The 14,547-nt window shown below is 34.3% G+C and carries 12 protein-coding genes and 1 pseudogene; 4 read left to right on the forward strand and 9 right to left on the reverse strand.

Annotated features, from left to right (window positions below):
- The first annotated feature begins 58 nt into the window (after window positions 1–58).
- Window positions 59–580, forward strand: coding sequence for an Rpn family recombination-promoting nuclease/putative transposase (locus SPD89_RS09950; RefSeq protein ID WP_336261797.1), 522 nt, complete (start codon window positions 59–61; stop codon window positions 578–580).
- An 819-nt stretch (window positions 581–1,399) separates the two neighbouring features.
- Complete coding sequence (locus tag SPD89_RS09955) at window positions 1,400–1,576, forward strand: hypothetical protein (RefSeq protein WP_336261798.1); 177 nt, start codon at window positions 1,400–1,402, stop codon at window positions 1,574–1,576.
- 201 nt (window positions 1,577–1,777) lie between these two features.
- Here SPD89_RS09955 and SPD89_RS09960 read toward each other — a convergent pair whose 3' ends face one another.
- From SPD89_RS09960 to SPD89_RS09970, 3 genes are all read right to left on the reverse strand, one after another.
- Window positions 1,778–3,346, reverse strand: a complete 1,569-nt coding sequence (locus SPD89_RS09960; protein WP_336261799.1) for a plasmid pRiA4b ORF-3 family protein — start codon at window positions 3,344–3,346, stop codon at window positions 1,778–1,780.
- Window positions 3,347–3,547: 201 nt separating this feature from the next.
- Window positions 3,548–5,164 carry a M20/M25/M40 family metallo-hydrolase gene (locus SPD89_RS09965; RefSeq protein WP_336261800.1) on the reverse strand — a complete coding sequence of 539 codons (1,617 nt, stop codon included), beginning with the start codon at window positions 5,162–5,164 and terminating at the stop codon, window positions 3,548–3,550.
- A gap of 17 nt (window positions 5,165–5,181) precedes the next feature.
- A complete protein-coding gene (locus SPD89_RS09970) occupies window positions 5,182–5,850 on the reverse strand; it encodes a GntR family transcriptional regulator (protein ID WP_336261801.1) in 669 nt (222 codons plus the stop codon).
- Window positions 5,851–5,990: 140 nt separating this feature from the next.
- Between SPD89_RS09970 and SPD89_RS09975 the strand changes: the two genes are divergently transcribed.
- Complete coding sequence (locus SPD89_RS09975) at window positions 5,991–7,187, forward strand: ornithine--oxo-acid transaminase (protein WP_336261802.1); 1,197 nt, start codon at window positions 5,991–5,993, stop codon at window positions 7,185–7,187.
- A 232-nt stretch (window positions 7,188–7,419) separates the two neighbouring features.
- Here SPD89_RS09975 and SPD89_RS09980 read toward each other — a convergent pair whose 3' ends face one another.
- The 5 genes from SPD89_RS09980 to SPD89_RS10000 all read right to left on the reverse strand — a co-directional run bounded on the left by SPD89_RS09980 (window position 7,420) and on the right by SPD89_RS10000 (window position 12,159).
- The gene (locus SPD89_RS09980) at window positions 7,420–7,785 is read right to left on the reverse strand and encodes a hypothetical protein (RefSeq protein ID WP_336261803.1); all 366 of its coding nucleotides are present in this window, start codon (window positions 7,783–7,785) and stop codon (window positions 7,420–7,422) included.
- 192 nt (window positions 7,786–7,977) lie between these two features.
- Window positions 7,978–8,397 carry a universal stress protein gene (locus SPD89_RS09985; protein ID WP_336261804.1) on the reverse strand — a complete coding sequence of 140 codons (420 nt, stop codon included), beginning with the start codon at window positions 8,395–8,397 and terminating at the stop codon, window positions 7,978–7,980.
- Between the two features lie 33 nt (window positions 8,398–8,430).
- Entirely contained in the window at window positions 8,431–9,870 is a 1,440-nt protein-coding gene (locus SPD89_RS09990) for a SulP family inorganic anion transporter (RefSeq protein WP_336261805.1), read from the reverse strand.
- Window positions 9,871–10,311: 441 nt separating this feature from the next.
- Window positions 10,312–11,682, reverse strand: a complete 1,371-nt coding sequence (locus SPD89_RS09995) for a DUF6612 family protein (protein ID WP_336261806.1) — start codon at window positions 11,680–11,682, stop codon at window positions 10,312–10,314.
- A gap of 246 nt (window positions 11,683–11,928) precedes the next feature.
- Window positions 11,929–12,159 carry an SHOCT domain-containing protein gene (locus tag SPD89_RS10000; RefSeq protein ID WP_336261807.1) on the reverse strand — a complete coding sequence of 77 codons (231 nt, stop codon included), beginning with the start codon at window positions 12,157–12,159 and terminating at the stop codon, window positions 11,929–11,931.
- Window positions 12,160–12,723: 564 nt separating this feature from the next.
- Between SPD89_RS10000 and SPD89_RS23030 the strand changes: the two are divergent.
- Window positions 12,724–12,944: pseudogene (locus SPD89_RS23030) on the forward strand (Rpn family recombination-promoting nuclease/putative transposase).
- A gap of 971 nt (window positions 12,945–13,915) precedes the next feature.
- Here SPD89_RS23030 and SPD89_RS10010 read toward each other — a convergent pair.
- Window positions 13,916–14,425 (reverse strand): methylated-DNA--[protein]-cysteine S-methyltransferase, encoded by a 510-nt coding sequence (locus SPD89_RS10010; RefSeq protein ID WP_336261809.1) that lies wholly within the window; start codon window positions 14,423–14,425, stop codon window positions 13,916–13,918.
- Window positions 14,426–14,547: the final 122 nt, after the last annotated feature.

Here is a 14,547-nt window from a genome sequence, read left to right on the forward strand (position 1 = left end):
TAGCGATTTAGGGCTAATCGTGCTCCTGATCAGCGGCTATAAGATATTCTCTGATAACGTGAAAAAGTATATTCCCGATTATGAATATTTGATTTACGATTTATCAAACTATACAGATGAACAATTAAAAGGCGAAGCTCGGGTCAAAATAATGATTACTCTGTATCGGGATGTCCAGAAGGCGGAAAATGTTGAAGAACTACTAGATACAATTGCCAAAGCAGTGCATTATTTGCGTGAACTGGAAGATAAACAGACGGGTATGGAGTACTTTGAAACAGTCATGCGTTATATATTCAGTGCGGCAAAAAATCTAACACGAGAAGATGTGAATGAAATTGTCAGGATAATAGGAAATACTTATCCGGAAGGGAGCGAACTCGTGATGACTTTAGCAGATATTTTGCGGGAGGAAGGAAAAGAAGAAGGTAAAAAGGAAGGAATGAAAGAAGGTAAAAGAGAAGGAATAAAGGCGGTAGCTCTTGAAATGTTGAGAAAAGGATCAAGTATACACTTTGTTGCAGAGGTCACCCATATGGATATAAAGGAGGTCGAAAAACTTAAAAGACAAGTTCAATAACCAAGTGCTATAATAATGTTTTTCTCATAACACCCGCTCGCAGTACTGCTTGGCTTTAGTGGGTGTTTTGTCATTCCATAACAATGACTTTTTGAATTACCGGATGGAAAAAGTAAATATTCAGCGACCGCAATAGACAAAGAACTAAAAAAATATTTCAAGCATTTAAAATTAGAAAAGTGGAAGTCCCCGATGTAGTGTAGAACTTTTTTATGAAAGTTCCACCACAACGGGGACTTTCACGATAGTTGGGTTGAACATGAGTTTAGATTTTAGTGAATTTATTTTAAACGATTTAGTTAAAGTAGGCGATGAAGGTGAAGAATTAGTTAAAGAATTTAGTATCGGGAGTCACAAATAAATGAAGCACTACACAAAAAGGTTGAAGATGCTAAGAATTATGATTATAAAACATATTCATCGGTTGATGAACATTCTTTAGATGATGAGGATGAAGATGAAGATGAGTGATCTTCAAATTAGTTTACTTCCTGGTGCTCGCAAATAACTTAAGTCTTTAAAAAAGAATCAGTCCTTACTACTTACATTTAAATTAATGATGGAAAATCTTAAGCGAGAAAGGAAAGAAAATAAAGGTGATAGCTGGAGTATAATTTTAGACATAAAAAAACAACTTATAAATTAGCATATCACATTGAACAAAAGCAAGATGGTAAATTTATATTATCGATGTACAAAACATTTTAAATGACCTTTTCTCGGAAGCATGGAAGATGATTAAGAAGTTTGGTAATGAGGAAAAGTTTTGGGAACTGGTTGAGAAGTATTACGGCTATACAATGAAGAAAAATCTTTACCATGGATGATGGTGATGAAATTTCAAATGAATGTCGTATTATCGCTGATTCCAAAGCAAATGAAGCATATGAGCGAACGTGGAAAGAAAGAATTATTTTTAAATCAATTCCCTACGATCGGACAAAAAAATATTTTTTAATTCTAAAGCATGAAGATGGCACAGTTTATGAACAATAACCATTTACCATTGATATTCTTCCTAGGTAAGTAAATAATATGAAAATTAATCTTTAAATTAGTGGATAAAATACTTGTTATTAAACGCGGTTTTACAGGATAAGTTTTACACGATAATAAGTTTGTATACAACTTAAATATAAGACGAGCACCACTTCCATGCAGGTGCTCGCTTTTTACATTTATTCTTTTCTAACCAGTTTATTTGTCTTCCATTTGTTGTGCGATAGAAGCTTGCATTTCTTCAAGTAAATGGCGAATTGCTAATAGATTTTCTTCCAATTCAATATTTACATTTACATGTTCGATTAATGGAGCTAGATAAGTATAGGTTCGATGATCCGTTAATATTTTCTTTGGAGTTCCACCTAGCTGATCAAACATATTTAAAAACTCTTTCTGTACATGAAATGGATTAATTTCTTCCGCATATATTTTATGTGAATAGACTATCCCCTTATCATAATCCGCAGCAAGGATTGCAGACGGGAATAATGGTCGTTCTTCTGGTTTCTCCCGAATTGGAACTTCTAAATATGTTGCTTTAAACTCTACTGTTATATTTAGTGGCTTTTTTGCTTTTTTCATTGCTTGCTTTATTTCAAATTCTGAAGGTATATAAAAATCCAAAAAATTCTCAAACGACATTTCTTCCATTATCTCTTCCATATCCAATACCATTTCATTAAAATTCTCATAGTCACTCTTTGTATATCTCACTAATATTTTTTCATCTGTTGGTATATGAGGGAGACGGAATCCATCTTTAATTCTTTCAAACATCTTGATTGATTCAGTTAACGCAAGGTACATTTGCCTTGCTTCATCGTGATTCATCATCCAGGGATAAGAGCCAGGTTCAAAACTCACAAAGGATGGCCAAGCTTTTTTACCACGAAAAGTCATGTCATAGGCTTTGATTAATTCATACTCCGCTTCTTCTAAGTCATTTCTATTTTCAAAACTAAGGAGTAAACTGCGTTGAAATTTAACTATATCTCTCGAGTCTTTTATTCCAGCAAAGGAGTCAAGTAAAGAATAAAATCCATCTGCCCCTATATATACTGCTAAACCATACATTTCATCTGCTTGTCCAAGGACACTACAAAATAAATATTCACCCGTAATCGGATCTTCAATCGCAAATATCTGCTCATCTGTCATAACTTCCCAAGGTTTTAGTTGTTGAAACTCTTTTGCTTTCGCTAATGTTTCTGGCCAATAATCCTCGGACAGTGCTTCATCTGACATTTCCATATAACGGATTTCATCATTTATATCAGCAATTAATTCTTCACTATCATCATACTCAAGATCCACTTCACCCATAATAATTTCACCCCTGCTATCTTCATCAGGAGCCTGGTTTTTAGCATCAACACATCTTGGATAAAACACTCCGTCTTCTCGGTCGATTTTTTTCGTTAACACAATTTCATGTTCCCAATTATCACCAAAATCATACACATAAATCATCTTGTCTTTTACTTTTAAAAACCAGTCCGAAATAGTTTCTTCATCATCTATGTATTTTTCAACATTAAAAATTGACTCAAATTCTTCTGAATCATCTGATACAATCTCAATTCCATTAACTGGCTTACCATCTCTCCTTTTTACAAAAAAAGTATATAAATGCATATCCAACCACTCAAAAGAGTTTTGAATCAGTTCGTGTAAATCATACAAACTGGCATCACCTGAAATTTGCACATCACGCCAAACTGGTACGCCTACATCTTTTAACGTAATTCTAAATTCATAAATCATTATTCTGGCACCTCTTTTCTATCCGTTACAATAACAATAAAACATCTAAAGGCAGATTACCATTAATAACTAACTTTTTTTGTTCATTTTTCCATTAATTCCACTAAGTATAGGAATCACTAAGTATGTCGCACGTACTGAATTTTTTCGAAAAGCGTCATCAAAACGAACAGCTGCCAATCGACAGAAGCTCGTTTTAAATTATACTACTAATTCTGTTTTTAAATATAATTTTTCTATCACCTTTTGTAATACATACGGCGTATTAACAAATGCACTTTCTTTATGGAGCCGTTCTGTTAATTTATGTGCATCTTTTCCAAATGGACCAATATTTAATACGGGTGCTTGAAGTTTTTGCATTCCTTCAAACGGGATACTGTATACATCTCCCCATATAGGTGTATTATTCATATATGCCTTCCAACCTCTGTCATGTTTTTCATAATTTACATAGCTTAAGTCGGAGATACCATTAAAATAATGTACTTGCTTTGCTTCCACTTTAAATTCTTCTAATAGTGTTTGCTGGGTAAACTCAATTAGCTCTTTTACCAACGGAACTTCCGTTGAGTTTACAGCTGGATAATATGGCGGTGCAAAAAATACGATTGTTGCTGGTGCTAATTCCTGACAATTTACCATTAGTTGGTCACATATTTGAATAGACATTTCTCGTTCATCTAAATCAGGGGTGTTCATAATTTCGGCTTTGATCGCATCTACTGCTTCTATTCCAAGTTTTTCTTCAGCATAAGATAGCAATTCTACGTATTCTAATACTCTTATTTTCCCAATAGGTGCTGCATTTTCACGTCTACAAATTTTCTCATAATCATCCTGACACTCTTTCATCGCATTAACAGCTATACTTTTAAACGTTTCCATCACTTCGGAGGCATTTTTACGCATTAAAAACACATTATACAATGCTGCTGTATGATGAGATGTTTGAGTAGAATAATCTTCTTTTAGATCATTCTTTTTTAAACAAATTGGAAGTGGTGTTCTCTCACCATATTCTTCTTCAACAAAATCTGAATTAAACTCCATCGCTTTTGTTAAATAAGCAGCCATATAATGACCAGTCATACCACTTAAAGGCTCACCCGCATGTGTTTCACGTCCATAAAACAAAGCAGAAGGCATTATTTTTCCAATTGTACCTGAGTAAATATAGTAATTTTCATCTAGAGGTCTTTGGGAAAAAGATGGTTCACTATTTAAAAACAATATAAATTCAAGGTCATATTTTTCTCGCATCTCAATTAGGCCTCCAACTGCTGCACGCATTCCAGCTGAATTTACTTCTTCATCCGGTACAGTAAGTAATAACAAGTTTATTGGCCAATTCTCAATACTCGCTTTCTCTAATAACTGAAGATGAAGGGCAAGACCCATTTTCATATCCATCGTTCCACGACCAAACAAATAATCTCCAGACATTAAATCAACTTGTGCATCTTTAGGTAATCCGTCAATCATTTGCTTTAATTCTTCCGTTAATGCCCGAGGTTGGAATGCTAAATCTCCAAGTGCACCAAACTCTTCCGTATGCACTGTATCAAAATGACTAATCAACACAATTGTCCTAGTTGTACGATCACTTTTATACAATGCAGTTACAGCATTTCGACCTTTCTTAGCATCGTGAAATTGGATATAGGAACTTTTTTCCTTAAAATAATCAAGTTCCAATAATTTATTTTTAATTCGATTGGAAAAATCAATTTCGCCCTGTGTGCTGGTTCTGCTGTCCCAACTGACAAGTTCACAAATTAAATCTTCTAATTTTTCCGGTGTATCCCATTGTTTCATTGTGTATTCCTCCAAATTTAATTATTTGATTCTTCGGCATAATATCTTAAAAATCGTTTTTCAACATTATTCATATGAACGATCATTTTATTTCTAGCAAGTACCACATCTTGCTTTTCAAGTGCTTCAATTATTTCTACATGTTCTTGATAAGCTGCTTCAGCACTTGTTGAAACAGTGTTAGAAAGTATAATAAATGCTCGATTTATTCCAGTATTCATACGATGGATAATGTTTTTTAGTTCATTATTATTATTGCGAGAAGCCAATAATAAATGAAATTCACGATCCAATTCTATAAATTCATTATAATTATCTTGTTTAATTGCATCTAACTGTTTAGTAGCATTCGTTTTTAATAAGGTAATAAACGAAGAATCAATATCCGAAATAATTTTTTCGATGTTATATGTTTCAAGTAAACTTCTTAATTCCATGTAATCTAATGAATCTTTTTTTGTAAAACTAGCTACAATTGCCGGGCGCCCTTTTTGTTGAATAATTAAACCTTCTGCAGCTAATCTACTTAATGCATCTCGTAATGGGGTACGACTAATCCCTAAATTAGTTGCCAATTTTTCTTCCGGTAATTGTTCATTTTCTTTTAATTTACCATTTGTTATTGCTTGTTTTATCATTTGATATGCTTGATCTGCCAACGTCTCACTTTGTTTTATTTTCTTCAATCGTATCACCTTTTCACGTTTTAGGTATACTGTATACAAATAGTATAATTTATGTTATCCTATTTGTAAACACTTGCAAAATAATAGTTATTTTTACTATAGTATACTAAGTGTCATTCATCAAACATTGGAGGGATTACATGGTTCAATCAAGTACAGAAATCATTAACACTACGGAAGAGTATGGAGCAAATAATTATTTACCTTTGCCTGTTGTTATTGCAAAAGGTGATGGGGTATGGGTAGAAGATCCTGAAGGAAACCGCTATATGGATCTATTAAGTGCGTATTCCGCGGTTAACCAAGGACATCGACATCCTAAAATTATTGCTGCTCTTAAAGAACAAGCAGATCGTGTGACGTTAACTTCACGTGCTTTTCATAATGATCAACTCGGTCCGTGGTATGAAAAAATTTGTAAATTAACAAATAAAGACATGGCACTTCCTATGAATACGGGGGCTGAAGCGGTTGAAACAGCAATTAAAACAGCTAGACGTTGGGCATACGATGTAAAAGGTGTTGCTGAAAACCAAGCCGAAATTATTGCATGTGTGGATAACTTCCACGGCCGTACAATGGCTGCAGTTTCCCTTTCATCAGAGCCCGCTAATCAACGTGGTTTTGGTCCAATGTTACCGGGTTTTAAAGTCATTCCTTTTGGTGATATCGAGGCTTTACAAGCTGCGATAAATGAAAATACTGCTGGATTTTTAATTGAACCAATTCAAGGGGAAGCTGGTATCAATTTACCTCCTGAAGGTTTCTTAAAAGAAGCTTATGAAGTTTGTAAAGAAGAAAATGTTCTATTCATTGCGGATGAAATCCAAGCAGGTTTAGGTAGAAGCGGTAAATTTTTAGCATGTGAGTGGGAAGATGTTGACCCTGACATCATTATTTTAGGAAAAGCACTAGGTGGCGGTGTGTTCCCTATTTCGTGTGTCCTTGCTAATAAAGACATTCTTGGTGTCTTTGAACCTGGTTCTCACGGATCTACATTTGGTGGTAATCCTTTAGCATGTGCAGTATCTATGGCTGCCCTTGATGTTATTGTGGATGAAAAACTTCCTGAACGTTCCAATGACCTTGGAAACTATATGGTTGAGGAATTACGTAAAATAAATAATCCAATCATAAAAGAAGTACGTGGAAAAGGGTTATTTATTGGTATGGAATTAACGGAATCCGCTCGTCCTTACTGTGAACAACTAATGAAAGAAGGCCTATTATGTAAGGAAACACATGACTTCGTAATTCGTTTTGCACCTCCATTAATTATTAGTAAAGAAGATTTGGATTGGGCAATTGATAAAATTAAAAAAGTAATGGAAGCATAAGTATGAATTTGGCAAGAAAGCATGAAATAGTAATTTAATAAAATAGTGTTTTATTGTTAAAAATACAAAGAATCCGCACAATTTCTGAGAAAGATAAGCGGATTCTTTCATAAATAAGGATTTAGTAAGAAACCAGCATGACTCCGTATTTGCGGAAGCCACCATCTATCATGAAAAAGGTTTGTTTTTCATACAAAATAAATAGAAATCCTTGGCTTCAAGTATTACTGTTTCATATATTTTTACTATTATTGGACAAACCCACCTCTTGCAGCATCACAAGATAAGACCCATCCCTGTCCCTAATTACGTCTACGTTCACCTCTACTGCATCTAGAAAAGAGTCAACATCATGATAGTTCTGAATTAAAATTTCCATATTTTTTGAGATTATTTCATCTTCCACTATGTCTTCTTCCATAAAAGAATTATACTGTTGATCCTCCGTATCTGCACACGCTTTCTCATCATCTATTCCTTGAATGGACACAGGTACAATAATATCTTCATTCGAGATTGCTTCAGTGTTTACTATTTCATATTTTGTCGTCGACAATGCTTTAAAAATGCCCGCCAGCCCTGTTATACTCATGGACAACTTTTGTTACTGCTGATTCGTCCTCAAAAACCATCATCTGGTCTTGTTAGTCTTACGTTTACTTTCACAAAATTGTCATAACATATCCAACTTATTAGAAAACTTGGTTTATCCCAAAGCCTTTATGGCCAATGCCAAAGTTACACTTATGCGAGTCAAGAAAAGTTTTATATTTTCTGCTAAAAAGTGCGTTTATTTAACCACCATTACTGGGCAATTAGCTCTTTTCACGACTTTATGACTAACACTTCCGAGCACCATTTCTTGAAAAACATTTAGACCTCGGCTGCCAATGATAAGTAAATCATAATTATCCTTATTTGCGTATTCGACAATCGTCGGTCCTGGCTCTCCATGTAATATTTCAACCGTATAGTCTAGATTATTTTTCTCCAACTTATCAGTGGCAGAGGAAATCTTTTTTCGTCTGACGATTTCCAACTCCTCTTTTCCAGTAGCGTGAATGACGTCTCGTTTTGCTTTAGAAAATTCAGCAACTAATACAACATTTACCGAGCAATCTTTTGAAAGGCTGGCAATTTTAATTGCTTCATCGGTTGCTCTCAGTGAATGGTCGGAACCATCAACTGCCAGTAATAGTTTTTTATACATTTTCTCGCCCCTTATTCGTACCTTTTTTTGCTATCATAAATCATTTACCGCCAATCTATCAACCATTCTTTTACTTGACTCATTTAAGCCACGAATAACGATATAATTATTATTTTCTTTATATTTGAGGATCACTTTATCAATCGCTCCAACTGCAGAATCATCCCATACATGTGCTTCAGTAAAGTCGATTGTTATATTACTGTCCTTGACTGTATAGTCAAAAGCATCCACGAAATCCTCCACAGATGCAAAGAATAACTGACCCTTTACCTGGAAAGTGAGGTTATCTTTCTGCCGAATTTCCGTTACTTTAATTTTAGAGATTTTTGCCACAAAGAAAATGGCACTTAAAATCACGCCTGCAATGACACCTTTTGAAAGGTCGTTTGTTGCAACAACAATACCAACAGTTACTAACATTACGGCTGCATCCGTTCTTGGTGCTTTTACTAAATAAGAAAAGGATGACCAATCAAACGTACCGATTGAAACCATGATCATAATTCCTACTAGTACTGGCATCGGAATTTGAACAACCAAATCACCTAAAACAATGATTAAAAACATTAAGAAAGCTCCAGCAACAAATGTAGAAAGTCTTCCTCTTCCCCCTGATTTTACATTGATGACGGATTGCCCGATCATTGCACAACCAGCCATACCACCAAAAAATCCATTAATAATATTTGCGATCCCCTGCCCTCTCGACTCTTTGTTTTTATCACTCTCGGTATCTGTCATATCATCAACAATCGAAGCGGTCAGTAATGACTCCAGTAAACCGACGATTGCTAAGGCAAAGGAATAAGGCAGAATTATCATTAACGTCTCAAGCGAAAACGGAATATCTGGGATTAAAAATACAGGCAGAACTTTAGTAATTTCCCCCAAATCACCAACTGTTCTTAAATCAACATTTCCGTAGATCGCAATAGTAGTTAGAATAATAATAGCAATTAATGGTGCCGGGATTGCTTTAAAAAATCGTGGCACCACATATACAATTAATAGCGTAATCGCAACAAATACATACGTCATATTCGATATTCCTAAAAAGTGAGGTACTTGAGCCATAAATATTAAGATCGCAAGCGCATTTACGAAACCGATCATTACTGCCCTTGGAATAAATTTCATTACTTTAGCTACTTTAAAAATACCGAAGACTAATTGAATAACTCCTGTTAAAATCGTTGCCGCAAGCAAATACTCTAGGCCATGATCGCGGACTAATGGCAACATGAGTAAGGCCATCGCCCCTGTTGCTGCTGAAATCATGCCCGGTCTACCGCCTACAAACGCGATGATAACCGCAATACAAAACGAAGCATATAACCCAACCATCGGGTCAACTCCTGCTATAATAGAAAAGGCTATGGCCTCTGGAATTAATGCGAGTGCAACGACAATCCCGGCAAGCACATCTCCTTTTATATTTGAAAACCATTCTCTTTTTAATCTCTCTACCACATTACCGTACTCCTTCTATTCTAGTATACTAATTTTTCCGTCCAAAAAATTTTAACAAAAACTAGTGTATCATCTTTCGTCCCAAAAAGGAACTGTTTAGGGAATAAAATATAAATATGTTATAATGAGAAAAGTACTTTTTGAAAAACTTGGCATTCGTTAAAGAAAACATACCCTCATCACTAGGGTATGCCGACGTCAGGCGCAAAGCCTGTTCTTAGTCGGACATCCTAAAGAGCCGTACTGGCGAAGACGGAGTGATGTTGCACTTATGCTCTGGAGTGCAAGGCTTTTGGGTAGTTGCACTTATGCGAGTCAAGAAAGGAGTTATACCTTCTTAACTATAGAGAATCTTTTTAGCATAAACGAACTGCTTTCAACCTAATTATTTATAAAAGAGTAGCATCTGCTACTCTTTTATAAAACTCCGATTATTTTCGATTATTGAACAAATCCCCCGACTAAAAATTGATCTTGCATCATTACAAGATAAGATCCTTCTCCTTCTTTCGTTACATCTACTTTCACTTCAACTGGATCAAGGAGAGAGTCTACCTCTTTATAATTTTTAATTAAAAGTTCCATATTTTTCGAAAAGATTTCATCTTCGGAAAAATTTTCTTTCTTAACAGCATCATACAATTGATCCTCTGTATCTTGGTATACTTTTGAATCATCAATCCCTTGAATAGATACTGTTACAACGAAATCTTCATCGGACATTGCTTCGGAATCAACTATTTCATATTTTGTAGTAGAAAGAGCTTTTAAGAAGGCGTCCGCCAGATCTGAAATTTCTTTGTCTGTAACTCCTGTACCTTCCATATTATCTTTTGTATTTTGGACATAAATATCTTTAAAGAAATCTCTTTGGACTTCAGCCTCTGCTTTTTTATCTTCTTCAGACATTGATTTAGGTGCTTTTTTAATAAACTCATCAGCATCTTGGAAAACGGTCGCTTGAATTAATGCCTCTACATATTCGGCTGCTTCTTTTTCATAAAGTTCTTTATCTTCCTCTTTTAAATCTTTTTTCTCTCCACTATCGTTCTTATTTAACCCTTCTCCATCCGCTACCGTTGCTTCTAATCTGACTATTTCTCCAATATCATCATATTCATCGAACTGATGTACAATGTTAATTTCTGTATCTTCAGGATCATCTTCGAATTTATAAGTTAATTGTTGTTCAATTTTTTCTACTAAAAAAGAAGCACTATTGATGACCAGTTTTAAGTCAAATTCCTTTACTTCCATATCTAATAAATCAATTGTTTCATCAAAATCATCAAAACCGGTTAATTGATAAAAAGTAATGGCTTTCCCTAAATGCTTTGCATCATCTTTACTACCTGTATACGTCAAAATATATTGATTTTTTTCTTTTTCCAAATCAAATTTATCATAGATATCGTTATCAATATCTTTGTAATAAGTTAATGGGTTTTTATCGAGTGCTACCATATTTTCTACTTCAGCAAATACTCCTGAATCTCCCCAAGATTCTACTTCGCCACTACTATTTTCTACAAGTGTATCATCATCATTTATATAAATAGAAAGATTATCTTCGTCTAAAGTAACATAACTTTCATTTCCTGCTATATCAATAACCATTGATCCAGTGTCAGTAAAATCTGTATAATCCTCTACAAACGACACTTCTACACCTGTTAATTCGCTATGTGCTTCCTCTGCTTTTCTAAGTACTTCTGATGGTGAAGATTCAGTTAAGATACTATCTAATGCAGCGGCACATCCTCCTAACAAAAATATAGAAATAATGAAGATACACAAAATATTTTTATTCAATTTTCAAGTCCCCTTTGCTTGTGTTGACATAACTAAACGTATTATACGTTAAGATTTGTTGTCTTCACATAGCAAAAGTACAAAATGAATCATAAATACTATGATTAGGTTATTCATTTCCCAACTTTATTTATAGTATTTTCCCATATAAAGGATTATGCAGGTATAACTAACCATTAAAACTTGGCGTTCATTTAGCATAAAAAAAACTAAAAAAGGTACCGTCATCGGTATTCTTAGTTTAAATTAATTCTGTAATGTTTTCTTTTTTTGCTCAAATTCTTCATCAGTCAATTCACCTTTTGCATAACGCTCGCGTAAGATAGCTAATGCCTTGTCCTCGTCTTTTCTACTAGCTTGAAGAAGTTTATACCCTAAAAAGAAAAGGACTAATAATAATAGGATAAAAAGGATCATCCAAACCATGCCATACCCAGAGTTTCCCATCATATGATGAGGACCATATTGATGAAACATAGTAATCATCCCCTTTCATCTATATTATCTCACAATAAAAGGTGTGTAAGGGTGTTTTGGAGAAAAATTACTTAGATTGTGATAATTATGATTTTTATAGTTACAATCAGATAGCGTTAATATACATTCATCCAAGTCTCCGAATGTACTCGAAGTACTTGTTTCTGGATCTGCAGCATGCATTTGCATTTGTTATCAATGTATCAAGCATCGTTTGTTCTTTATTTATAGGACTGAAAGGATAAAACAGGTGGTGTTAGTGAATTCTCATTAAAATACATTCCCTAAGAAGGTACTAAAATGTACTATCTTGCACACATTTATGATAAAGTATTTTTACATTCAATTAATTTGGCTGATGGATAAAGTACTAGTATATTATAATTAGCCATCAACATAAAACTCCACCAATTATCCCCCAAAGGAAGGGATAAATTGGCTATTACACATACAGTCAAAGAAGATACTTCAAGCTATTCCCAGTCGTCAGCTAATAAAATTGAAAATCCTCACGATACATTTTTCAAAGAAACACTCGGGAGTGTAGAAGTCGCTAAAAGTTTTTTGCTTCACTATTTACCGTCAGGAATCATGAAAATAGTTGATGAAGACACATTATCCCCTGAAAAAGACAGCTTCATCGACAAAGAGCTTAAAAAAAGATTTTCCGATTTAGTGCAAATATATACGGAAGGGAAGGATATATTTATTTTCTGTTTGAACACAAAAGCTATCCTTATAATAGTGTCATTTTTCAGTTGTTGAAATATATGACAGAAATTTAGAATACGAAATTGCTCAAGGAAAGAACAGAACTGTTGCCGGTTATCATACCGCTAGTCATCTATCACGGAGCTAGCGAGTAGAACATTGAAACAACGTTGTCTGACATGATCAGCGGCTATAAAGAACTCCCTAATGATGTGAAAAAGTATATTCCCAATTATGAATATTTGATTTACGACTTATCAAACTATACAGACGAACAAATAAAAGACGTATCAAGATGTCCAAAATGCGGAAAACGTTGAAGAATTGCTAGATACAATTGCCAAGACCGTACATTATTTGCGAGAATTGGAAGACAGACAGGTATGGAGTACCTTAAAACAGTCATACGTTGTATATTCAGTGCGGCAAAAAATTTAACGAGGGAAGATATGAATAAAATCGTCAAGAAAATAGAAAACACTTATCCGGAAGGGAGCTAACTCATAATGATTTTAGCAAATATTTTGCGAGAGGAAGGAAAAAAGGGAGAAAAGAAAGGATAAAGGCGGTGGCCCTTGAAATGCTAAAAAAAGGCTCAAGTATACACTTTTTGGTAGAGGTCACCCATATGGATATGAAGGAAGCTGAAAAACTTAAAAGACTTGTTTAATACCCTAATGCTATACTTTTGTTTTTCTCACACCACCCCTCGTAGTGCTGTATTCTAAGTTTAGCGGCGGTTTTGCTTTCCTGTTGTCTATTCCTATCCCCCAAAAAGTCAAATTAAACAGTTACAAATTGGGATTAGACACCATAATTACATTTTTCTCCTTTTTGAGAGAAGGTTATTTTTAAAATGTAATAATCCGATCTTGAATTACATCTCTTATTCACTCAAATACTGCTCACTATTCCCGAAAAGACATAATATACGGTCTTTCAATTTCTTGGAGATTTAATGAAATAACGATGATCATAAATTAGAAATTCCCCATTCCATACAATTCCAATTAGAAAATTGAGCATCACCCCTCACAGAAGCAAACTAACTAATTGATAAACCGCCTTCCATTTTTAATAACTTTTCTTTTACTTGAACACCTTCTCTAAACCCAGATAATTCTCCGTTTTTTCGAATGACACGGTGACAAGGAATGACAATAAGAATTGGATTTTTTCCGATCGCATTTGCCACTGCACGTACTGCACTTGGCTTGCCGATTATTTCAGCTACTTTTGAATAGGTGAAAGTTTTTCCATATGGAATTTGAATTAATGCATCCCATACAGATTTTTGAAATGCTGTCCCTTTTGGCGAAAGCGAAAAATCAAAAGCCTTTCGTTCTCCGTTTATATATTCAATTAACTGGTCTTCATAAACTTTCATACTATTTTTATTTTCTTCTAATCTAATATTTCCATATGTTTTTCTTAAATAGTTTTCACTTTCTTTATTAGGACAGGTACTAATATAACATAGCCCTTTTTTTGTCGCCGCTATAAAAATATTCCAATCGTTATATAGAAAGCTAGTATAATATACGCAATCTGTCATAGTTATTTCCATTACCCCCTCTTGAACTATATAGTCTCTCGGATTTTAAATTTCCGCATCAGCTCTAGTCTTTTGACTAGGTCTTTTGTATTACTTCTCCCCAAAATTGCAAATCAGGTAGG

The sequence above is a fragment of the Pseudogracilibacillus sp. SO30301A genome (genome assembly GCF_037072025.1).
In the GTDB taxonomy this organism is placed as follows: domain Bacteria; phylum Bacillota; class Bacilli; order Bacillales; family Amphibacillaceae; genus Pseudogracilibacillus.